This window comes from Arthrobacter sp. Hb9-2 (assembly GCF_059091165.1).
In genome coordinates this window covers 1-20,389 of record NZ_JBNHGJ010000023.1, presented here as the reverse complement: position 1 = coordinate 20,389, position 20,389 = coordinate 1, and the positions used below count along the sequence as shown (strand labels likewise).

At 64.8% G+C, this 20,389-nt stretch carries 15 protein-coding genes, 2 tRNA genes, 3 pseudogenes and 1 riboswitch; of the genes and pseudogenes, 15 read left to right on the top strand and 5 right to left on the bottom strand.

Annotation, left to right across the window (positions count from 1 at the left end; all coding sequences use genetic code 11):
• The first annotated feature begins 96 nt into the window (after positions 1 to 96).
• Positions 97 to 184: transfer RNA gene (locus tag AC5RV1_RS13675), tRNA-Ser, on the top strand.
• Positions 185 to 331: 147 nt separating this feature from the next.
• Complete coding sequence (locus AC5RV1_RS13670) at positions 332 to 1,762, top strand: MFS transporter (protein ID WP_493994928.1); 1,431 nt, start codon at positions 332 to 334, stop codon at positions 1,760 to 1,762.
• A 96-nt stretch (positions 1,763 to 1,858) separates the two neighbouring features.
• Here the strand turns inward: AC5RV1_RS13670 and AC5RV1_RS13665 are convergent, their stop codons facing one another.
• Positions 1,859 to 4,048, bottom strand: coding sequence for a RecQ family ATP-dependent DNA helicase (locus tag AC5RV1_RS13665; protein ID WP_493994927.1), 2,190 nt, complete (start codon positions 4,046 to 4,048; stop codon positions 1,859 to 1,861).
• Between the two features lie 172 nt (positions 4,049 to 4,220).
• Between AC5RV1_RS13665 and AC5RV1_RS13660 the strand changes: the two genes are divergently transcribed.
• From AC5RV1_RS13660 to AC5RV1_RS13650, 3 genes are read left to right on the top strand one after another with little or no spacing between them, the layout of a single operon-like run.
• Positions 4,221 to 5,639: a phosphomannomutase/phosphoglucomutase gene (locus tag AC5RV1_RS13660; protein ID WP_493946326.1), complete on the top strand. Its 1,419-nt coding sequence runs from the start codon at positions 4,221 to 4,223 to the stop codon at positions 5,637 to 5,639.
• A 7-nt stretch (positions 5,640 to 5,646) separates the two neighbouring features.
• Positions 5,647 to 6,147, top strand: a complete 501-nt coding sequence (locus tag AC5RV1_RS13655; RefSeq protein ID WP_493946325.1) for a hypothetical protein — start codon at positions 5,647 to 5,649, stop codon at positions 6,145 to 6,147.
• A gap of 13 nt (positions 6,148 to 6,160) precedes the next feature.
• Positions 6,161 to 6,610 (top strand): RrF2 family transcriptional regulator, encoded by a 450-nt coding sequence (locus AC5RV1_RS13650; protein WP_493994926.1) that lies wholly within the window; start codon positions 6,161 to 6,163, stop codon positions 6,608 to 6,610.
• A gap of 60 nt (positions 6,611 to 6,670) precedes the next feature.
• Here the strand turns inward: AC5RV1_RS13650 and AC5RV1_RS13645 are convergent.
• Positions 6,671 to 6,790, bottom strand: a pseudogene (locus AC5RV1_RS13645) (hemin transporter); the annotation flags it as partial.
• 5 nt (positions 6,791 to 6,795) lie between these two features.
• Between AC5RV1_RS13645 and AC5RV1_RS13640 the strand changes: the two are divergent.
• Positions 6,796 to 7,236: pseudogene (locus tag AC5RV1_RS13640) on the top strand (ferredoxin reductase domain-containing protein); the annotation flags it as partial.
• Between the two features lie 162 nt (positions 7,237 to 7,398).
• Here AC5RV1_RS13640 and AC5RV1_RS13635 read toward each other — a convergent pair.
• Positions 7,399 to 9,225, bottom strand: coding sequence for a phosphoenolpyruvate carboxykinase (GTP) (locus tag AC5RV1_RS13635; RefSeq protein ID WP_493994925.1), 1,827 nt, complete (start codon positions 9,223 to 9,225; stop codon positions 7,399 to 7,401).
• Positions 9,226 to 9,502: 277 nt separating this feature from the next.
• Between AC5RV1_RS13635 and AC5RV1_RS13630 the strand changes: the two genes are divergently transcribed.
• The 6 genes from AC5RV1_RS13630 (at position 9,503) to AC5RV1_RS13605 (ending at position 15,271) form a co-directional block, all read left to right on the top strand.
• Positions 9,503 to 9,576, top strand: a tRNA-Arg gene (locus tag AC5RV1_RS13630).
• Between the two features lie 117 nt (positions 9,577 to 9,693).
• The gene (locus AC5RV1_RS13625) at positions 9,694 to 11,148 is read left to right on the top strand and encodes a dihydrolipoyl dehydrogenase family protein (RefSeq protein ID WP_493994924.1); all 1,455 of its coding nucleotides are present in this window, start codon (positions 9,694 to 9,696) and stop codon (positions 11,146 to 11,148) included.
• Between the two features lie 67 nt (positions 11,149 to 11,215).
• A complete protein-coding gene (locus AC5RV1_RS13620) occupies positions 11,216 to 11,914 on the top strand; it encodes an ABC transporter ATP-binding protein (protein ID WP_493994923.1) in 699 nt (232 codons plus the stop codon).
• The gene (locus tag AC5RV1_RS13615; protein WP_493994922.1) at positions 11,911 to 13,947 is read left to right on the top strand and encodes a YhgE/Pip family protein; all 2,037 of its coding nucleotides are present in this window, start codon (positions 11,911 to 11,913) and stop codon (positions 13,945 to 13,947) included. Before AC5RV1_RS13620 ends, AC5RV1_RS13615 begins: the two co-directional genes overlap by 4 nt.
• Positions 13,944 to 14,588 carry a TetR/AcrR family transcriptional regulator gene (locus AC5RV1_RS13610; protein WP_493994921.1) on the top strand — a complete coding sequence of 215 codons (645 nt, stop codon included), beginning with the start codon at positions 13,944 to 13,946 and terminating at the stop codon, positions 14,586 to 14,588. Before AC5RV1_RS13615 ends, AC5RV1_RS13610 begins: the two co-directional genes overlap by 4 nt.
• Positions 14,589 to 14,596: 8 nt before the next feature.
• Positions 14,597 to 15,271 carry a hypothetical protein gene (locus AC5RV1_RS13605; RefSeq protein ID WP_493994920.1) on the top strand — a complete coding sequence of 225 codons (675 nt, stop codon included), beginning with the start codon at positions 14,597 to 14,599 and terminating at the stop codon, positions 15,269 to 15,271.
• 31 nt (positions 15,272 to 15,302) lie between these two features.
• Here AC5RV1_RS13605 and AC5RV1_RS13600 read toward each other — a convergent pair whose 3' ends face one another.
• Positions 15,303 to 15,830, bottom strand: coding sequence for a SixA phosphatase family protein (locus AC5RV1_RS13600; RefSeq protein WP_163167933.1), 528 nt, complete (start codon positions 15,828 to 15,830; stop codon positions 15,303 to 15,305).
• A 48-nt stretch (positions 15,831 to 15,878) separates the two neighbouring features.
• Positions 15,879 to 16,745 carry a winged helix-turn-helix domain-containing protein gene (locus tag AC5RV1_RS13595; protein WP_493994919.1) on the bottom strand — a complete coding sequence of 289 codons (867 nt, stop codon included), beginning with the start codon at positions 16,743 to 16,745 and terminating at the stop codon, positions 15,879 to 15,881.
• A gap of 700 nt (positions 16,746 to 17,445) precedes the next feature.
• Between AC5RV1_RS13595 and AC5RV1_RS13590 the strand changes: the two genes are divergently transcribed.
• The 3 genes and pseudogenes from AC5RV1_RS13590 to AC5RV1_RS13580 all read left to right on the top strand — a co-directional run.
• Complete coding sequence (locus AC5RV1_RS13590; protein ID WP_493994918.1) at positions 17,446 to 18,186, top strand: response regulator transcription factor; 741 nt, start codon at positions 17,446 to 17,448, stop codon at positions 18,184 to 18,186.
• A 7-nt stretch (positions 18,187 to 18,193) separates the two neighbouring features.
• Entirely contained in the window at positions 18,194 to 19,690 is a 1,497-nt protein-coding gene (locus AC5RV1_RS13585) for a HAMP domain-containing sensor histidine kinase (RefSeq protein WP_493994917.1), read from the top strand.
• A gap of 126 nt (positions 19,691 to 19,816) precedes the next feature.
• Positions 19,817 to 19,977, top strand: a riboswitch (cyclic di-AMP (ydaO/yuaA leader).
• 5 nt (positions 19,978 to 19,982) lie between these two features.
• A pseudogene (locus AC5RV1_RS13580) lies at positions 19,983 to 20,389 on the top strand (aggregation-promoting factor C-terminal-like domain-containing protein); the annotation flags it as partial.

Sequence of the window (20,389 nt, the reverse complement as noted above, 5' to 3'; positions counted from 1 at the left end):
GGCGGGCGATTTGGCGGGCACTTTGAAGGGGCTTGCGACCCGTTTTGCACTGCGTGCCACGTTCTGCGTATCCTTGGTGGGCTAGGAATAGCAATTGGAGACGTGCCAGAGCGGCCGAATGGGCTTCACTGCTAATGAAGTGTGGGGCACAACTCCACCGGGGGTTCAAATCCCCCCGTCTCCGCGTTTGGCCCCGGTCCTGGACCGGGGCCTTTTGCGTCCCCGCCGATGGTGCTGCCTGCCGCCCCGGCTGCCCTCGCCGTCCGCTAACCCCCGTCCGCGGTGCGGACAGATGCATCCCGGGATACCGCCGCGGTGGAATGATGAACGGATGGCAGTAAGCGACCCAGTGGATGAGACGCCAGGCAGCACGCGGGCCTGGAGTCCCCGCCTGGCACTGCTGGTGGCCGCGACCTTCTTTATGGAGTTCCTGGACGGCACGGTCCTCACCACGGCCATTCCCAACATCGCTGACGACTTCAAGGTTCCCGCCGCTGACGTAAACATCACGATGACGGCATACCTGCTGACCGTTGCCATGGGCATCCCGCTGAGCGGCTGGCTGGCTGAACGGTTTGGCGCCCGGCGCGTTTTTTGCCTTGCCATTGCGATCTTCACCTTGGCGTCCCTGGCCTGCTCGCTGAGCCAGGACCTTACCGCGCTCACTCTCAGCAGGATCATGCAGGGGTTGGGCGGGGCCATGATGGTTCCCGTCGGAACGCTCTTGGTCCTTCGCGGGACGCCGAAAGCAGAACTCCTCCGCGCCACGGCGTTCCTCGTGTGGCCCGGCCTCCTGGCACCGGTCCTCGCTCCCTTGGTGGGCGGGGCCCTCACCACGTATTTGTCCTGGCACTGGATCTTCCTGATCAACCTCCCGCTGGGTGCGGCTGCATTCCTGGCCGCACTCCGCTTGGTCCCGGCAGCGGCAGGTGACCGGGGGCGGCGGCTGGATTGGCTGGGGCTGTTCCTCACGACGCTCGGCGTGGGGGCCTTGGTGGTGGGCCTCGAATTGGCGAGCACCCACCCCGCTCCCTGGGCCGCCCTGAGTGCAGGAGCAGGCGCGGTTGCTCTCGCCTGCTCCGTGCTGTGGATGCGGCGTGCCCGCTATCCACTCTTTGACCTCGGGGTTTTCAGCGCCCGGACGTTCAGGGCCATGGCCACCGGCGGGTTCGCTTACCGGTTGACCATCAGTTCGGTCCCTTTCCTGCTGCCCCTGATGTTCCAAGCCGGGTTCGGTTGGACCCCGCTGCACGCCGGGGCCATGGTGGCCGCTGTGTTCATCGGCAACATCGGCATCAAGCCGGCTACAACTCCCCTGATCCGGCGGTTCGGCTTCAAGGCTGTGCTCGTCTTTGCGTCGGTTGCCTCTGCGGCCACTTTCGTGCTTTGCGCCCTGCTCACGCCCGAGACGCCCGAGCCGCTGACTTTCGCCCTGCTGGTCTGCAGCGGAGCTTTCCGCTCGATCGGTTTCTCGGCCTACGCGTCGGTTCAGTATGCGGACATCGCACCGGCGCAGCTCACCTCGGCGAACACGGTCTCTGCCACCCTGGTCCAACTGGCCGCTGCCGCAGGCATCGCTGTAGGAGCGTTACTGATTAGGCTCTTTGACGGCCTGGGCACATTTCCTGAAGACGCCGCCGGACCCTTCCGTGGCGCCTTCCTCGCCATGGCTGTGCTGATGCTGGCCAGCACGGCGGACAGCCTGTTCCTGCCACGGCATGCCGGTGCGGAAGTCAGCCAGCGCAAGGCCCAGCGGGTCTAGGGTCTCATCCCCCGCCACGCGCCAGCCCGAAGTCGGCCCTGTGGGTCTTACCCGGCCTGCGTGGGTTTACCTGGCCTAGTTTCAGCCGGCCTGGTTTCACCCGGCCTGGGCAAGGACCAACGGAAGGACCGCTCCCACCCCGGCCTGCCTCAGTGCCCGACCAGCAACCGTGAGTGTCCAACGGCTGTCTGTCAGGTCATCGACCAGCATCACGGGCTGGCCCTGCACAGTGGCCAGCGCAGCTTGGAGCTCAGGACCCACCACCAGCCGCTCCCAAACGCCGGCCAGCCGGTAGGCGCTGTTGCCGCCGCGGCCTCCGGTGGGACCACCATGCGCGAGCTGCATCTCCCCAAGGTAGGGAATGCGGCCGATCTCGGAGATTCCCCTGGCCAGAGAACCCACCAACTCGGGCTTGCTCCGCGCCGGAATGCTTACTATCGCGGCAGGCCGGCCGACTCCGCTCCAACCAGGATTGCGGGCATCTCCGCCACCCCACTCCCGCAAGACCTGCACGCAGGCCTGCAGCATGGCTGGATCCACGGGTTGGTCTTCGGCGCCTGCCGCAAACAGCGCGCGCAGGGCGCCACCCCAGCCAAGGTCCGTCAGCCTGGCCAGAACGCGCCCTTCGGCGAGCCCTTCCCCCGGCTTGAGCTTCCCCTTAACCGGCACGCCAAGGCGGTCCATGCCGCTGGGCCACTGGAGCCTGGCTTCCAGGACCCCGCCTGCCCTGCTGAGGGTCTGGCCGGCAGCTTCCGTGGCGGTGTCCGCTATGTCCGCCGGGAACCAGCGCCCTGCACAGTTGTCGCATCGGCCGCAGGCCTGCGCGGTTTCGTCGTCAAGGACGGAGGTGATGTATTCCATCCGGCATCCGGCGGTGTCCTGGTAGATCACCATGGAGTCCTGCTCGTCCACGCGCGCCTCAGCGATCCGGCGGTACCGCTCTGCGTCGTAAACCCATGGCTGGCCCGTGGCCCGCCATCCGCCTCCCACCCGTTCCACTGCGCCGTCAACGGACAAGACTTTAAGCAGCAGTTCCAGAGGGGTGCGGCGGAGGTCAACCCGCGCTTCCAGGGCCACCGTGGAGAGTGCCGTACCGGCTTCCGCCAAGGCAGTGAGGACGGCCGCTGCTTTCTCTTCGGAGGGCATGGACGCGGTGGCGAAATACTGCCAGATGTCGCGGTCCTCCGAGCCGGGAAGCAACAGGACGTCTGCATTGGCAGCGCCTCGCCCGGCACGGCCCACCTGCTGGTAGTAGGCCACCGGGGAAGACGGCGCCCCAAGGTGGACCACAAAGCCCAGGTCAGGTTTGTCAAAGCCCATGCCCAAGGCCGAAGTAGCCACCAGCGCTTTGACCTGGTTGTCCTTTAGCAGCTGCTCGGCGCGTTCCCTGTCCGCGGGATCGGTGCGGCCGGTATAGGCCAGTACGTCATGCCCGGCTTCGGCGAGGAGCCGCGCGGTGTCTTCCGCCGCCGACACAGTCAAGGTATAGATGATGCCGCTTCCGGGCAGGTCGGCCAGATGCGTCAGGAGCCAGCCCAGCCGCTGCTTCGAGTCCGGCAAGGACAGGACGCCCATCCGCAGGGAGTCACGCCCCAGGGAACCGCGGATGGTGAGGACCCCGTCTCCGAGCTGCTCTTCGATGTCGTGCACCACCCGGGAGTTTGCCGTGGCGGTGGTAGCGAGGACCGGAACGTTATCCGGCAGTTGGGTGATCAAGTCCGCGATCCGCCGGTAGTCGGGGCGGAAGTCGTGGCCCCAGTCCGAGATGCAGTGGGCCTCGTCAATAACCAGCAGGCCGGTGCGCCGGATGAGCTCCGGCAGCTGGGTTTCCCGGAAGGCCGGGTTGGTGAGCCGCTCCGGGGAGACCAGCAGCACGTCCACCTGGTCAGTGGCAAGCTGCTCACGGACCGCGTCCCATTCCAGCTGGTTGGCGGAGTTGATGGCGACGGCACGCACCCCTGCCCGGGCAGCGGCAGCCACCTGGTCCCGCATCAGGGCCAGCAGCGGCGAAACGATGAGCGTGGGCCCGGCGCCGCGGCGGCGCAACAGCAGGGACGCCACAAAATAGACGGCAGATTTGCCCCAGCCGGTGCGCTGGACCACCAAGGCCCGCCTGCCGCCGTCGACCAGGGCTTCAATGGCTTCAAACTGCCCCTCGTGGAAGGCGGCCCCGGGGTGTCCCACAAGCTCGCGCAGCACCTCCAGTGCCTGGTGGTGGGTTGCGGAGTTGGAGGCAGAGCCTCCGACTGGCTCTGCGATTGCTGTGGAGTTCTGGTTATCGACCATTGATTCAGTATCCCAGCCGCCCCTGACATACGGCTCCGAACGCCGCCCCTCTGTGGATAGCAGGATACGGCCTGGATACAAAACGCGCATGCCCGCCGGAACCGCCGTCACATAGTGCGCTTGCCAACCCGTCCTCCACAGCCACTTCCGCCGTCCACGTAAGATAAATCCCGTGACTAGCGAACAGACAACGACTTTCGACCTTTCGGCATCCTTCAAGGCGTACGACGTCCGGGGCATCGTGGGCGAGTCCATCACCGCCGAAATCGTTGAAGCCGTGGGGGCCGCGTTCGTGGACATCCTCCAGCTCCAGGGCCAGACGATCCTGGTGGGCGGCGACATGCGCCCTTCCTCCCCGGAGTTCAGCAAGGCTTTCGCCAGCGGCGCAACCGCCCGTGGCGCGGACGTTGAGCTCCTGGACCTGATTTCCACTGACGAACTGTACTTCGCCTGCGGTTACCTGAACCGTGCCGGTGCCACGTTCACCGCCAGCCACAACCCTGCGGGCTACAACGGCATCAAAATGTCCAAGGCCGGGGCCGTGCCCATCTCCTCGGAGTCAGGCCTCAAGGACATCCAGGCCCTGGCCGAGCAGTACCTGAACACCGGTTCCATCCCTGCGGCGGAAAAGCGCGGCCAGGTCAGCGTCCGCGACGTGCTCAAGGACTACTCCGAGTACCTCCGCACGCTGGTAGACCTCTCCGGTTCACGTCCGTTGAAGGTGGTAGTGGACGCAGGCAACGGCATGGCTGGCCTCACCACCCCGGCAGTCCTGGGAGACGCCCTGCTCCCCAAACTGCCCCTGGACATCGTTCCCCTGTACTTCGAGCTGGATGGTTCCTTCCCCAACCATCCCGCCAACCCGCTCGAGCCGGAGAACCTCCGCGACCTGCAGGCTGCAGTGCTCCAGCACGGTGCGGACATCGGCCTGGCGTTCGACGGTGACGCTGACCGCTGCTTCGTCATCGACGAGAAGGGCGAGCCGGTCTCGCCGTCGGCCATCACCGGGATGGTGGCCCGCCGGGAGATCGCCCGCGCCAAATCGCAGGGAGAAGCCACCCCCACCATCATCCACAACCTCCTCACTTCGCGTGCCGTGCCCGAACTCGTGGAACACGACGGCGGCAGGGCTGTCCGCACGCGGGTTGGCCACTCCTTCATCAAGGCAGTCATGGCGAAGGAAGGGGCGGTGTTCGGAGGAGAACACTCAGCCCACTTCTACTTCCGTGACTTCTGGAACGCAGACACCGGCATGCTGGCAGCAATGCACGTCCTGGCTGCCCTGGGCGAGCAGGACGGTCCGCTTTCGGAGCTGGGCCGTGAGTACGAGCCCTACGTATCGTCGGGCGAGATCAACTCCGAAGTGGAGGACAAGGCCGCAGCAGTTGAGCGCGTCCGCCTGGCTTTTGCCGACGAAGACCTCACCATCGACGGGATGGACGGCAGCACGTTCACCGCCAACGACGGCAGCTACTGGTTCAACCTGCGCCCGTCCAATACCGAGCCTTTCCTCCGGCTTAACGCTGAGGCCACGGACCGCACCACAATGGAGCGGATCCGGGACCGCGTCCTGTCGATCGTCCGGGCCTAGTCCACGCATGGCTGAAGAGAGCGCATCCGGTTCGGGAGAAGCTACCGCCGGTGAAGCGTCCTGGCGCGACACCGTTCCCGAGAGCACGGCGACGGACCTTGAGAACCTTCTAGGGACGGGCATCAGCGCCGCACAGGAACAGCTTCAGCGCAATGGCGGTTTCCTGCCCTTCGCCCTGACAGTGCAAAACGACGGCGAGGTCCGCTTGGTTGCCGTTTCCCCGGCGGATGCCCAGGAAGGTTCCGACGGCGACTTTGATGCCGATGCCATGATCAGTGACCTCACCGCCCTGCTGCGCCAGAACCGGGAGGACTTTCGTGCCGCGGCGGTGGTTTGCGACATTCTGTTGGTGGAGGAGGACTCAGACGCGATCCATGTAGCCACCGAGCACCGCGAGGGCCCGGTGTTCGCCGCCGTTTTGCCCTACTCCGCCGACGCCATCACCCGGACGTGGGAGTTCGGTGAGCTTGCGGCTGACGCCAGCGAGCCCGTTATCTGGGTGGACTAGACCGGCCCCCGCCATGAAAATCAACGCTTTCGCGGACGTAAGCCTGCGGGCCCTCATGGTGCTGGCAGCTGCCCCTGGCGGCACCCTGCTTACCACGCAAAACATTGCCGATACCGTGGGAACTCCCTACAACCATGTCAGCAAGGCGATGGCCAAACTGCGCAACCTGGGGTTGATCGAGGTGGAGCGCGGCCGGACGGGCGGTTCCCGGCTGAGCCATGGTGGCCGGAGTGCCACCGTCGGCCAAATCCTTCGGCAGCTCGACACCCGAACGGACGCGGCGGAGTGTGTAGCCCCCAGCGGCAACTGCCCGCTCATCAACGATTGCAAGCTCCGCGCTGCCCTGTCCCGAGCCCGCGAGGCGTTCTACCGCGAGCTCGACGGGGTAGTGATCGCAGATCTTCCGGCCTCTCGGCAGATGAACCCGGTCTTCGAAATGATCGGACTGCGGCCCGGGCTTTAGCGCTGCGCAAGGTATTCAGAAAGGCCGGGCGAAGGCCCCGGTCCCTACCTCAGGAGTTTGCGTGGCAAAGGCGGCAACGCTTCCTGCCAGGGCCTGCTGCTGGTTGCCGGAGCGTTGGTTGGAGCGGCTGAACAGGCCGTCCAGGAGTTCGGGGTGCGCGGCGAACAGCCGCTGGTAAAACTCACATTCTGGAAATCTCCAATCCGTACGGCGAGATCACCCTGAAGGACGGCGACGGTCCGGTGGTGCTGGCGTCCGCCGGCATCGGCTGCACGCCCACCGCATCAATCCTGCGTTCCCTGGCTGATTCCGGCTCCGAACGGCAAGTGCTGGTACTTCACGCCAAGAGCGCCCTGGAAAGCTGGGCCCTGCGCAGCCAGATGACGGACAACGTCGAGCGCCTTGACGGTGCCGAGCTGCAGCTATGGCTGGAACAGCCGGAGGCGGGAGCCAAGGACGGCTTCATGTCCCTGCGCGAAGTGGACCTTCCGGCCGATGCGTCCCTCTACCTCTGCGGCCCGCTGCCCTTTATGAAGAACATCCGCAACGAGGCAATCAACGCCGGGATCCCGGCCACCCGGATCCACTACGAGGTCTTCGGCCCGGACATCTGGCTGGCCGGCTAAACCCCTGCCCTTGGAGTCTTTGTCCATGTATGCGGACGTAGAGGCGATTTAGGTCTGCGTAGCTGGACAAAAGGTCCGGACAGGACGACGGCGGCCCCGCACCTTTCGCTGGAAAGGTGCGGGGCCGCCACCGCACTTAGGACGCCGTTGTACTTAAGGGGTTCAGCCCAGCCGGGACTTCAGGCTGGTGAGCTCCGACTGAAGTGCGTCGGGGAGCGAGCTGCCGAAGTTGGCGAACCATTCTTCGATTGAGGCAAGTTCCGCCGCCCACTCCGTCGGGTCCACCCTGACTGCTTCCTCCACCTGGGCGGGAGTCATGTCCAGGCCTTCGAGGTCGATCGAATCACCGGTGGGCACGAAGCCAATGGGAGTCTCAACAGCGTCCGCCTTACCCTCGAGGCGCTCGATGGCCCACTTGAGGACACGGGCGTTGTCGCCGAATCCGGGCCAGGCGAAGCCGCCCTCAGAGTTCCGGCGGAACCAGTTGACCAGGAAGATCTTGGGCAACCGCTCGGGGTTGGCCTTCGCTGAAAGGTTGACCCAGTGGTTCAAGTAGTCGCCTGCGTCGTAGCCGATGAAGGGCAGCATGGCCATGGGATCGCGGCGCACCACGCCCACAGCGCCTGCAGCGGCAGCAGTGGTTTCGGAGGACAGTGTTGCACCCATGAAGATGCCGTTTGACCAGCTGCGCGCCTCGGTGACCAAGGGGATGGTGGTCTTGCGCCGGCCACCAAACAGGATGGCGGAAAGCTCAACACCGTTGGGGCTGTGGTACTCCTCGGCGAGCATGTCGATCTGGTCGATCGGCGTGCAGAAGCGCGAGTTGGGGTGCGCGGCGGGCTTGTCGGAGTCGGGGGTCCAGGAGTTGCCCTGCCAGTCCGTGAGGTGGGCGGGAACTTCCTCGGTCATGCCCTCCCACCAGACTCCGCCGTCGTCGGTCAGTGCCACGTTGGTGAAGATGCTGTTGCCCTTGGCGATGGCCCGCATGGCATTGGGGTTGGTGCCCCATCCAGTGCCCGGGGCAACGCCGAAGAGGCCTGCTTCAGGGTTGACCGCGCGCAGTTCGCCTTCCTTGCCGAACCGCATCCAGGTGATGTCGTCACCGAGGGTTTCGACCTTCCAGCCCTTGATGGTGGGATCCAGCAGGGCAAGGTTGGTCTTGCCGCAGGCGGACGGGAATGCAGCGGAAACGTAGTACGTCTTCTGCTCAGGAGAGGTGAGCTTGAGGATGAGCATGTGCTCGGCCAACCAGCCCTCGTCACGGGCCATAACGGAGGCGATGCGCAGGGCGTAGCATTTCTTGCCCAGCAGGGCGTTGCCGCCGTAACCCGAGCCGAAAGACCAGATGGACCGCTCTTCCGGGAAGTGGACAATCCACTTGTCCGGGTTGCAGGGCCAGGGGACGTCCGCCTGGCCGGCCTCGAGCGGAGCACCCAACGAGTGCAGCGCAGGGACGTAGAACGCGTTCGTTTCGGTAATGCGGTTCAGGACATCGGTGCCGATCCGGGCCATGATGCGCATGGAAGCGACAACGTAGGCGCTGTCAGTGATCTCGACGCCGAACTTGGGGTCCTCGGCGTCGAGGTGGCCCATAACGAATGGAATGACGTACATGGTCCGGCCCCGCATGGACCCGGCGAACAGGCCGCGAAGCTTGTCCTTCATCTCAGCCGGTGCCATCCAGTTGTTCGTGAACCCGGCGTCGTGCTCCTTTTCGGAGCAAATGAAGGTCTGCTCCTCCACGCGTGCCACGTCAGCCGGATCGGAGAAAGCGGCGAAGGAATTAGGGAAGAGGTCCTGGTTCAGGCGCCTGAGGGTTCCTGCCGCGACCAGCTCGTCGGTAAGGCGGGTGTTCTCCTCTTCGGAGCCGTCAACCCAGTAGATCCGGTCCGGCTGCGTAAGCTCAGCAACCTCTTCGACCCATGCCAGCAGACCGGCATGTGTGGTGGGTGCATTCTCAAGCAGCGGCTTTTGCGCCAGATCGCCCATTTCGGTTCCCTTCCTCGGGTTCATCGGTGTGAGCTAAATGCTATGGTCCGGACCACCGGAGTTTTTGGGACGCATGCTGAGCATTTGGGGCAGCAGAAATGCGTTTCCGCAGGAAATCAAGGAATTTGGGACGCAAATCCGTCAATTAAGTGACGAAGGTCACCTATACCGGTCTAGTTGCCGAGATTACATGCTTCCCGATTTGGCATCGCGGCCAACCCTCGCGTAAAGTAATTCGAGGTTCAGGGAGAGCGGTTCTTCTCCCGGGACACGAGATGCGCCCATAGCTCAGCTGGATAGAGCGTCTGTCTACGGAACAGAAGGTCAGGGGTTCGAATCCCTTTGGGCGCACAGATAAGGTCCGCACCGGTTCGCTGGTGCGGACCTTTTGCTTTGCGCCACGAATGAACCCACGTGGCGGATGCCCCCTCCAGCAGCAGGCCGGGATCCCGGGCGTAGGCTTTCCCCATGATGCCCGAGGCGATTTCGCGTGAATTTGATGTTGTGGTGATCGGCGCAGGCGCCGTTGGGGAAAACGTGGCCGACAGGGTGGTGCAGGGCGGCCTCACCGCCGTGCTGGTGGAAGCGGAACTGGTGGGCGGCGAGTGTTCCTACTGGGCATGCATGCCTTCAAAAGCCCTGCTTCGCCCCGGCACTGCCCTCCACGGAGCCCAGACCGCACCTGGAGCCAAGGAAGCGGTGACGCGGACCCTGGATGCCGCGGCCGTCCTCAAGCGCCGGGACTACATGACGTCCAACTGGCAGGACGACGGGCAGGTCAAGTGGGTGGAGGACACAGGCATCGAACTGGTCCGGGGGCACGCGTGGCTGACTGGGCCCAAGTCGGTTGAAGTCGCCGGGCTCGACGGCAACCCGTACCAGCTTCACGCGCGTCATGCGGTAGTCCTGGCTACCGGCTCAGCACCCAACACTCCCCCGATCGAGGGACTCCAGGACGTGCAGGTATGGGGCACCCGGGAGGCAACTTCAGCCAAGGAAGTTCCGCCACGGCTTGCAGTGCTGGGGGGAGGAGTCGCCGGGACAGAACTGGCGCAGGCCTTTGCCCGGCTGGGCTCTACTGTGACGCTCGTGGCACGCAGCGGACTGCTCCGGGCCTTCCCGGCGGAGGCAGCGAACCTGGTCGCGGCCGGGCTGCGTGCCGACGGTGTGGAGATCCGGCTCAACACCACGACGGAAAGCATCAGCGAGAACGACGACGGCACGCTGAGCCTGCAACTGGGTGACGGTTCCAGCGTGGCCGCCGAAAAGGTCCTCGTGGCCACGGGCCGGCATCCGGCCTTGGAAGGCCTGGGGCTGGAGAGCGTAGGATTCGAGCCGAACGAGGCCGGGCACCTCACCCTTCGCACGGACAATTCGGGGCTGGTGGAAGGACCCTCCGGCGGAGAACCCTGGCTTTATGCAGTGGGTGACGCCGCCGGCAAGAACCTGTACACGCACCAGGGAAAGTACGAGGCCCGCGCCACCGGAGACGCCATTGCCGCCCGGGCCAAGGGGGAATTGGCAGGCGCCGCCAGGGACTGGAGCCGCTTCGCGCAAACTGCCAACGAGCATGCTGTGCCCAGCGTTGTCTTCACCGACCCGGAATTGGCCACCGTCGGGCGCACCTTGGATATTGCGCAGAAGGACGGCTACAACGCTTCCTCCGTTGAACTTGCCATCCAGGTAGCCGGGGCTTCCCTGCACTCGGAAAACTACGAGGGTTGGGCACAACTGGTGGTTGACGAGGACCGCAGGGTTCTCCTCGGAGCCACGTTCGCCGGACCGGACGTGGCGGAACTCCTGCACGCGGCCACCATCGCCGTGGTGGGCGAAGTGCCGCTGGACCGGCTGTGGCATGCAGTTCCCTCCTACCCCACCATCAGCGAGGTCTGGCTGCGCCTACTGGAGAAGTACGGGCTATAGCGCTCTATTTGAACTGACTAGTCAGTTCAAATAGACTGGGTGCAGAACACCACCGCGAAAGGCATCCTTGCTTCTGGCCCAGCAGCTCCATGTCCACGGTCGCCGGGATCCCCTGCTCCCGGCGACCTCCCTCCGAACACGCCGCGGGGAGCTGGTACTTGCCTGCGGGGAACGGCAGGCTCAGCGGACGGCGCTGGCCCTTGTACTAAGCGGCAGGATGAAAGCCGATGGGGGCTCCATCAGCTGGGATGGCAGCCGCGGTATCAAGGCACTCCGCACGGCCAGCGCTCTGGTTGATGCCCCGGGCGTCAATGAGCCTGAACCGCACCTGAGTGTGCGCGATCTCGTGACGGAGGACCTTGCCCTGATCCCGCGCCGCTACCGGGGTGCCCTGCTTAGCAGTCCGTGGTTCAAGGTGAACCGTTTTGAGGACATCGGCGACCTGTGGACTGAGCAGCTAAATCCTTCCCGCCGGCTGGAACTCCTGACGGCGCTGGCTTTGGCCAGCCCACATACGGACTTGCTGGTGGTCGACTCACCGGACCGGCACAGTGCCGATCCCGGCAGCTGGCTGCCTCGCCTGGAGCAACTGGCATCCGACGCCGGGCGGCCGCTGGCCGTCGTTGCGACGGTAGCTGCCCCTCCGCCGTCGTGGTCCGGTCCGCTCGTTGCGATTGGCAACGCGGTGCCCAGCGAACATAAAGCTGGAACGGAAAGCCCGGCGGCTATCCACGAACTCGAACTCGAAACCGAGGATGCGAAGTGACCGTATTGCGGCTGGCCCGCTCTGAACTCAAGCGGATGACGGGCGGGCTGCTGCCGAAGCTGACCATCCTCGCGCTGACCATGGTCCCGCTGCTGTACGGCGCCGTCTACCTCTACGCCAACTGGGATCCGTACGGCAACCTGGACCAGATCGACGCCGCACTGGTGGTTGAGGACGCAGGTGCCACCGCCGCGGACGGCTCTGAACTGCAGGCGGGCAGGGAAGTGGCGGACAGCCTGATGGAGGGCAATGTCTTCCACTGGATCCCGGTGGCAGACGGAGACGAGGCGGATGAGGGCGTCGCCAGCGGCAAGTACGCCTTCGCACTGAAAATACCCCAGGACTTTTCCGCCCACCTCGTATCCCCCGGCAGCTTTGACTCCGCCAGCCAAGCCATGCTCAACGTCACCACGAACGACGCCAACAACTATCTGCTGAGCACCATCGTGGACAAATTGACCACCTCTGTTCACAGCACCGTTGCTGCAGATGTCGGAGAAGAAACCGCCAACCAGTTGCTCACCGGATTCGGCACCATCCATACGCAGATGGTCAAGGCGTCCGACGGCGCTGGTCGCCTTGCGGACGGCGTGGCCACCCTCCGGGACGGGAGTGTGGCCCTTCATGACGGGACCGCAGGCCTGAGCAGCGGAGCCGATGAGCTTTACGCAGGCCAGCTCAAGCTGCGCGACGGCGCCAACGAGCTGACCGCCGGCGCCGGCCAACTGAGCAGCGGGCTCTCCGTACTGAAGGACAAGACAGCAACATTGCCCGGGGATTCCCGGACACTGGCAGCGGGTGCCGCGCAGGTGGCTGCCGGAAACGCGCAGCTGAACACCAAGGTCCAGGACGCCGCGGCCCAGCTGGAGGCCGCTGACCAGGGACTTCGCACCCGGGTGGTGGAGTCGAACAACAGGCTGATCGCTTCCGGCGTCCTCACCCAGGCCCAGGCGGTCAGCATCCTGGCCGACTTCGACTCCGTGGCCGCCTCCAACCCGGTGACAGCTGCCAAAACACAATTCCAGGCAGACGCCGCGCAAATCCAACAGCTGGCAGACGGAGCCGAGGCAGTCAGCGTAGGTGCCGCACAATTGGCTGCCGGAACCCCGGCACTGAAAGAAGCGATTACACAGGCATCCGGAGGTGCTGATCAACTGCACACCGGCGCAGCGACGCTTGCCACCGGAGAGCAGTCAGCGGTGGATGGCACTGCAGCCCTGGCGGACGGGGCGCGCAAGCTCGCCGCCGGCGCCGCGCAGCTCGAGGAAGGCGCAGGTACGGCCTCAGACGGTTCCCGAACCCTGGCCGACGAGTTAGGAAGCGGCGCAGGACAGGTTCCGCATCCGGACGACGCCCAGAAGAGCAACCTGTCGCGGGTCATCGCAGATCCGGTGGCGGTCAGCAACGTTTCACAGGCGAAGGCCGGGTCCTACGGCGCCGGGCTGGCACCGTTCTTCCTCACCCTCGCTTTGTGGATCGGGATCTTTATGCTGATCCAGGCCATGCGGCCCCTCACGCAGAGGGCGCTGGCATCCAACGCCCGCTCCTGGAAAATCGCGGTCGGAGGATGGCTGCCTTTCCTGGCCGTCTCGGTGGTGCAGGCCACCCTCCTCACCCTGGTGGTCAACCTGGCCCTGGGCCTGGACGCCGCCCATCCCGCCCTGATGTGGCTCTTTATGCTGGCCGCAGCCATGGCTTTCAGTGCCCTTATCCAGGGAGTCGTGGCACTGCTAGGCTCCCCCGGGAAACTCGTGGTCCTGATCCTGCTGGTCCTTCAGCTGGTATCTTCCGGTGGAACCTTCCCCTGGCAGACCACACCACAACCCCTGCATGTGGTGCACCAGATCCTGCCCATGGGGTATGTGGTGACAGGGATGAGGCACCTGATTTACGGGGCCGACCTCTCCATGATCGTCCCCACTGTGCTGGGACTTGCGGGGTACACGGCGCTCGGATTGGCCATGTCCACCCTGGCCGTGCGCAAGGGAAAATACTGGACGCTCAAGACGCTCACACCGGAGATCGCAGTATGAGTCTCGCGGATCTGGAGCCAGCGAAAAAACTCCGCCCTGCCCGGACGACTGCCACGCGGCAGAGGCTCTTTGACGCTTCCATGGAGCTGATCGGCGAGCGTGGTGCCGCCGGTGTGACCGTTGACGAGATTGCAGCTGCAGCAGGCGTTTCCAAGGGGACGGTTTACTACAATTTCGGCAGCAAATCGGACCTCATTGCGCAGCTGCTGAGGCACGGCGTGGACATCCTCAAGGCCCGGCTGCTGGGGGCGCCAGACGGCGGGACGGGCCAGGATCCCTTGCTGGCAATGGAAGCGATGATTGGCCAGGCCATGGACTTTATGGCCGAGTACCCGTCCTTCGCCCGGCTGTGGGTGAGCGAGAACTGGCGTACCCCCAGCGAATGGCAGGGGACCTTTACGCTCCTGCGGGCAGAGCTCCTGGCGGTCATCAGCGAAGCGGTGGAAAACGTTGCCAAGGCGTACCCCGTGGATCCCTCCGTTGCAAGGGGCAGCCTGGAAACAGCCATTTTTGGCGCATGCTTTGTGGTGGGGCTTGACCGGCAGACCTACAACCCGGAGCGCACCCGTGACCAAAGTGTTGCAGCAATCATGGCCATCATGCGCGGCTACGTGATGCAGCAGCCCGCTCCTCAGGGATGATGGTGGACATGCGTCACATGGGGAACAGCGGAAAATTCGCGGTCATCACCGGCATCGTGGCTGCCGGCCTCCTGGTCCTGACAGGCATGACGCTGGCGGAGCCCGTGTTCATGGCTTTCCTCGGCGTGCTGGGGCTCGCCTCCCTTGCCTGCATCACGGAGCTCCTGCGCCGCCGACGCTTCGTTATGCTCGCCATTGCCGGTCTGTCCACGAGTCTCGCCGTGGCGGGATCGCTGGCCTTCCTGAGCACGTGGGAGGTGGCCTTCACCGACGAGTCGTCGCTGTTTGGCACCCCGTTGCCCACCTCGGACCCGGACAACTACTTCTTCCTGGCCGCGTTCTCCGCAATGACGGCCCTGGCGGCACTGTTCACGGGCGCCATCTGGCCGGGACGCCGGCGCGCACAAGGCAGCGCCTCCCGGGCTGCCGGCGTCCGAACCGCTGCGCGCGGCAGCAGCACCGCCGCGAGGAGGGCTCCGGCACGGCAGGCCGGTGCAACGCAGCCGCCCAGCCCGTCCGGGGCGCGCGCGCAAGTGCGGCAGCGGACGTCGTCCGCCCGGCAGACGTCCCAGGGACAGTCGTCCCAGGGAGAAGGCACGGCGAGGCAGGGCGCCGCCAGGCAAAGTGCCACAAAACAACGTTCCGCAAAGCTGCCGCAGGGCCGTACAGCAACAAGGAAATAGCTTGGGCGCTAACAAGGAAATAGCTTGGGCGCTAATGGGCCCGCGGCACCTTGAATTTGGTGATCCGTGCGTCCTGTCCGTCCAGCTCAGCCCACGACTTTTCCGTTTCGAGGACAGTGAGCGCGTTGGTGGGGTACCTCGTTGCGGCGTCCATGTAGGCATCGTGGTCTGAATCGCGTGAGGCGAGGTGCATGGCAAGATCCTGTACCCCTGGCAGGTGCGCTATCAGCATCAGCGTGGTGACGGTATCGGGCACGTGGTTGACCACGGTAAGCATGCGCAACGCGGAGGAAGCGTAGAGGCCGTCTTCGAGCTTGGGCGTGGGCGCCTTGTCCCCCAGTTCAGAACAAACCCAGGTGCAGGTCTGGCGGGTCCTCAAGGCGCTTGAGCACAGGATGAAGTCAGGCACGATGTTGTGCTTGAGCAGCCAACGTCCAGCAAGGGGCGCCTCCCGGTGGCCCCGCTCCTCCAGCGGCCGCTCGTGGTCAGCCACGCCACCAGGCCAATCGGCCTTGGCATGGCGCATGATCACAAGGCGTCGAAGATGGTGCTGGCTCATGGCCCAAGCCTAAGGCACGGCCAGATGACTCCTGCGTGCCTCTGGGTGCTAGATCGAGTATTCCGGAGCGGCCCAGACAACAACCTCGGGGTGCTCGTAGAAGCGGTAGCCCTGGCCGCGGACGGTGCGCACGGTGTTGGCAAGGCGGCCCAGCTTGGAGCGGAGGCGGCGGATGTGGACATCGATGGTGCGCTCGTTGGGCACTTCTTCAGCGTTGCGCCACAGGCCTTCGAGCAGTTCGTCGCGTCCTACAGTGCGGGTTCCGTTTTCCACGAGGTAGTTCAGGAGCTCGAACTCTTTGAACGTGAGATTCAGGGATTCACCGTCCAGGTGCACTTCGCGGCGGGCGAGGTCGATCAGGACGCCTGAGGGGCGCGGCTCCTGGGGCTGCTGCGGCCGCGGGGTTTCGGTGCGCTGGCGGGTGTTGACGGTGGGGTCACCGAAGGTGGAGCGGACGACGTCGAGTGCTGAGCCGGGCGTGCCGGCAGGGGCGACGGCGACGGCGGCGTAGCTTTCGGCTCCCGATACCAGGGACTGAGCGTAAGCGCGGATCTCCTGGGCGAGTTTGGCGATGGACGTACCTGCGGCGGCTGCGGTTTCCTCGTCGATCCCCATGTAGAGAACGAATCCACGGGCCACAGTGTCACTGGCCACGGGGCGGACCTGGTCGGGCCCGGCAACTACCGGAGTGGGGGCAGTGAGCGGCGCCGACTCGGCCGGCGGAACGGCGCGGAGTTGGCCGTAGGAGTTGGGGTTATAGCCCTGTGGACCGTATCCCGAGCCGGGAAAGCTGCTTCCGGAAGTGGCGGGAGCGAGCGACGTGCGGGGTCCGAAGCCGGGGCGGAGGCCGGAAGGCTGGCCACCCTTGGCGGCGTTTCGGACGGAAATGTGGACGTATCCGGATGCAACTGACATGGATTGCTTACCTCAATGTGAATGGCCGTCATCGCGGCTCGAATGCTGGGTTCCCCGCAATGAAACTGGGGAGGGACGCCCGACGCTGGGCTGGGGGCGTATGCCTACAAACTTCGAGGGGTGGGAAGATCAGGCGTACATTCGACAACAGCGCATGTCGACAGCAGCGGATGTGCTGGGCCAATAGTCTGCGGCTGCAGGTGCTGTTGAGTTCTTGTTCACAATGGAAGTGTGCAGCGTAACAATGCGAACTTGCAAGTAACAATGGACCTTCCCGTCCGCATTATGAGACAAAAGCGCTTGATGTGGCACAGATCACGATTCTGGACAATCGTCAGATTGCTGATCATTGCCCTGCTTCCGGGGCGGGAAAGCAGCTTCTGATGAAGTTAATTCGCCGGTTGCTCCACTAGCGGCCCTTTTCTTCAGACGTGCAGGGAATGCCGAAATTGCCCTTCTGTGCGCCCCATCTGTCCAGTGGCAGCCGGAGCTGGAGGAGAAAAAATCGCCCTTCCTCTGCTGTATGGCCAACTCTTCAGGGCGCCCAGCTGTCCAGCTTCCCATTGACCGACGCTGGCCGGGCAGCAGCAGCCCCTCTTCGCAGGCCGCCCTTCCCCGCCCAGCTGGCTACGCTGGTATTCACAGCTAAGGCACAGGAAGCCCATAGCCCCGGCCAAACGACTGATCGGAGAGTTGTTCCATGGCCACTTCGCACTCCATGACCAACAACCTCCCTGAGCTTTCCCACCCGGACGGCTCCCCCATCCGCGCCCTGGTGGTCGACGACGAGCCAAGCCTTTCGGAGCTGATGAGCATGGGCCTGCGCATGGCCGGCTGGTCGGTGGCGGTGGCGGCCGACGGCCCGGAAGCAGTGAAACTGGCCAAGGACTTCCGTCCCGACATCCTGGTCCTTGATGTCATGCTGCCGGGGTTCGACGGCGTCGAGCTGCTGGGAAGGATCCGCACGCTCGCACCCGAGGTACCCGCTCTCTTCCTTACTGCCAAGGACACGGTCCAGGACCGGATCGTGGGCCTGGCGGCCGGTGGCGACGACTACGTCACGAAACCGTTCAGCATGGAGGAAGTCTTGCTTCGGCTGCACCGCCTGGTCCAGCGTTCCGGAGTTGCCGCTATGGACACGGCCGAATTGGTGGTAGGAGACCTCGTCCTCAACGTCGATACCCGTGAAGTGACCCGGGCCGGCGAGGAGCTCCAGCTCACGGCCACGCAGTTCGAGCTGCTCCGCTACCTCATGGAGAATCCCAAGCGCGTCATCAGCAAGGCGCAGATCCTGGACCGCGTGTGGGACTACGACTTCGGCGGCCAGGCCAACATTGTGGAGCTTTACATCTCCTACCTGCGCAAGAAGGTGGACGCAGTTCACCCGCCCATGATCCACACCGTGCGCGGCGCCGGGTACGTCATCAAGCCTGCCGAGTAGGCGCACCATGGCGTCACAACAGGCAGCCGATCCCCATCGCCGAAGCTGGCTCAAACCCGGCACCTGGCACTTGCGTACCCGCCTCATCCTCCTGGCCATGGCCCTGCTGATTGCCATCTGCGGTGCCGTGGGCGTTGCAAGCTACGCCTCCATGGATGCGTTCCTGACCCGCCAGCTGGACGAACAGCTAAGCCAGGCTGCAGAGCGGTCCAACAATCCGGGCCGCCCTCCCATGGGCGGCTTCAACGGAAGGGACCCCTTGGACGCCCGCGGCCAAAGCGTGGGAACCATGAACGCCCGCATCCTGAACGGCCAGGTGAACAGTGGTGGATTCCTCACCTCGGACACCACGCGTTCCGCCCTGTCCGCCGAGGACAAGCAGACGCTGCTGGCACTGGCGACAGATGCAAAGCCCGTGGACCGTACCCTCTCGAACGGTGGCTACCGCCTGCTGGCGGTGAAGACCACCTTTGGCGATGTTTTGGTCACGGGACTCCCCCTCGCTGCCAAAGAAAGCACGCTTGCCTCCCTCGTGTGGACCTTTGTGGTCGTTTCGCTTGGCGGGTTGCTTTTGATCGGATTAGTTGGCACGGTCCTGATCCGACGCACCATGAAACCTCTCGAGCAGCTGTCGGAGGTTGCCACCCGGGTATCGCAGCTGCCCCTGGACGCCGGCGAGGTGGCGCTCGCGGTGCGCGTACCGCCGTCGAACTCCAATCCCGGGACGGAAGTGGGCAGCGTCGGGCACGCGCTCAACCTCATGCTGGACAACGTGGCAAACGCGCTGCAGGCGCGCCAGAAGAGCGAAACGAAGGTGCGCCAGTTTGTGGCCGACGCCTCCCACGAGCTGCGCACTCCCCTGACCGCCATCCGCGGCTACACCGAATTGATGAGGATGACGGAGTCTTTCACCCCGGACGGCCAAAAGTCCCTGGCCCGTGTACAGAGCCAGTCGGAGCGGATGACTGCCTTGGTGGAAGACCTGTTGCTGCTTGCCCGGCTTGATGAGGGCCAGCCGTTGAAGCTCAGCGAGGTGGACCTTACGCAGCTGGTGGTCGAAAGCGTCAGCGATGAAAAGGTGATGGCACCGGGCCACAACTGGCGGCTGGAACTTCCGGATGAGCCCGTGGTGGTCACCGGTGACGCCTCCCAGCTGCGCCAGGTGCTGATGAACCTGCTTTCCAACGCTCGCAAACACACGCCTGCCGGCACCACTGTTGTTACCGGCGTGGGAAAGACCGCTGGAGGTGCCGCGTTGATAACGGTAACGGACGACGGCGCCGGCATCCCGGCCGAGTTTGTGGACCATGTTTTTTCGCGCTTCGCCCGCGCAGACGCGGCGCGGAAGGGCGCGGAAGATGGGGCGGGCACTGCAGCAGCCGAAGGCACCAGCGGCGTGGGGTTGTCCATCGTGGAATCTATTGTGGAAGCCCACCGCGGAAGGGTAACGGTGACATCACAACCGGGGCGCACACAGTTCGCCTTACAGCTCCCCTCGAGGTGACGTTAGCAGCAAGGCGACGCGCCGCCGTCGTGATCTCTGTTACCAAAATGTGACTTACGCGCTGCGTTCCTGTACCGTCGATTGGGTGCAGTTCGTGTTCGAGCCGCATATCCGGATGACGCCAAGCTCTGCCACTTCCCGGATTCCCTTTGAACAAAGGCAGAGGCGGGGGACCCACCGTCCCGGGCACTGATTGCCCTTGGGGTTAAGCCAGCACGTGATCTTTCCGTGCGGCCGGATGCCCTCATCCGAACCCGACAGCTAACTCCGCAGGTGTGAGAGGCGATCCATCATGTTCAAAATCCTGGTAAAACCACGTCCGAAAACCCGGCCTGCACCGCTCGCCGGACCGGAAGCCGGCAAAATCCCTTCCTTCGGCAAGCGCGCGGCCGTGGTGGCCGCATCCTGCGCACTCCTCGTCGGAGTGGGAGCTGCGGGACAGGCTACGGAAACCAGCATCCGCGTAGCGGCCACCGAGACGCAGGCCGCCCAGGCGCAGTCGAACCTCAGCATCGAGAAGAGCGAGATTACCTCTAATCCCGCGCCTGAGCCCGCCGTTCCGGAGATAGCTGTAGCCCCGCAGGCGGCCGAGCCCGCCCCTGCGCCGGCTCCCGAGCCTGCACCGGCACCCGCTCCCGAGGCGGCTCCAGTCCCTGAGCCTGCTCCGGCCCCCGCGCCCGAGCCTGCGCCCGCCGTTGC

Excerpts from the sequence above, each read along its gene's own strand:
- AC5RV1_RS13610 (WP_493994921.1), top strand. The coding sequence starts at position 13,944 with ATGAGTCTCGCGGATCTGGAGCCAGCGAAAAAACTCCGCCCTGCCCGG.
- AC5RV1_RS13635 (WP_493994925.1), bottom strand. The coding sequence starts at position 9,225 with ATGGGCGATCTGGCGCAAAAGCCGCTGCTTGAGAATGCACCCACCACA.
- AC5RV1_RS13590 (WP_493994918.1), top strand. The coding sequence starts at position 17,446 with ATGGCCACTTCGCACTCCATGACCAACAACCTCCCTGAGCTTTCCCAC.
- AC5RV1_RS13650 (WP_493994926.1), top strand. The coding sequence starts at position 6,161 with ATGAAAATCAACGCTTTCGCGGACGTAAGCCTGCGGGCCCTCATGGTG.
- AC5RV1_RS13605 (WP_493994920.1), top strand. The coding sequence starts at position 14,597 with ATGCGTCACATGGGGAACAGCGGAAAATTCGCGGTCATCACCGGCATC.
- AC5RV1_RS13585 (WP_493994917.1), top strand. The coding sequence starts at position 18,194 with ATGGCGTCACAACAGGCAGCCGATCCCCATCGCCGAAGCTGGCTCAAA.
- AC5RV1_RS13655 (WP_493946325.1), top strand. The coding sequence starts at position 5,647 with ATGGCTGAAGAGAGCGCATCCGGTTCGGGAGAAGCTACCGCCGGTGAA.
- AC5RV1_RS13595 (WP_493994919.1), bottom strand. The coding sequence starts at position 16,745 with ATGTCAGTTGCATCCGGATACGTCCACATTTCCGTCCGAAACGCCGCC.
- AC5RV1_RS13665 (WP_493994927.1), bottom strand. The coding sequence starts at position 4,048 with ATGGTCGATAACCAGAACTCCACAGCAATCGCAGAGCCAGTCGGAGGC.
- AC5RV1_RS13670 (WP_493994928.1), top strand. The coding sequence starts at position 332 with ATGGCAGTAAGCGACCCAGTGGATGAGACGCCAGGCAGCACGCGGGCC.
- AC5RV1_RS13625 (WP_493994924.1), top strand. The coding sequence starts at position 9,694 with ATGATGCCCGAGGCGATTTCGCGTGAATTTGATGTTGTGGTGATCGGC.
- AC5RV1_RS13600 (WP_163167933.1), bottom strand. The coding sequence starts at position 15,830 with ATGAGCCAGCACCATCTTCGACGCCTTGTGATCATGCGCCATGCCAAG.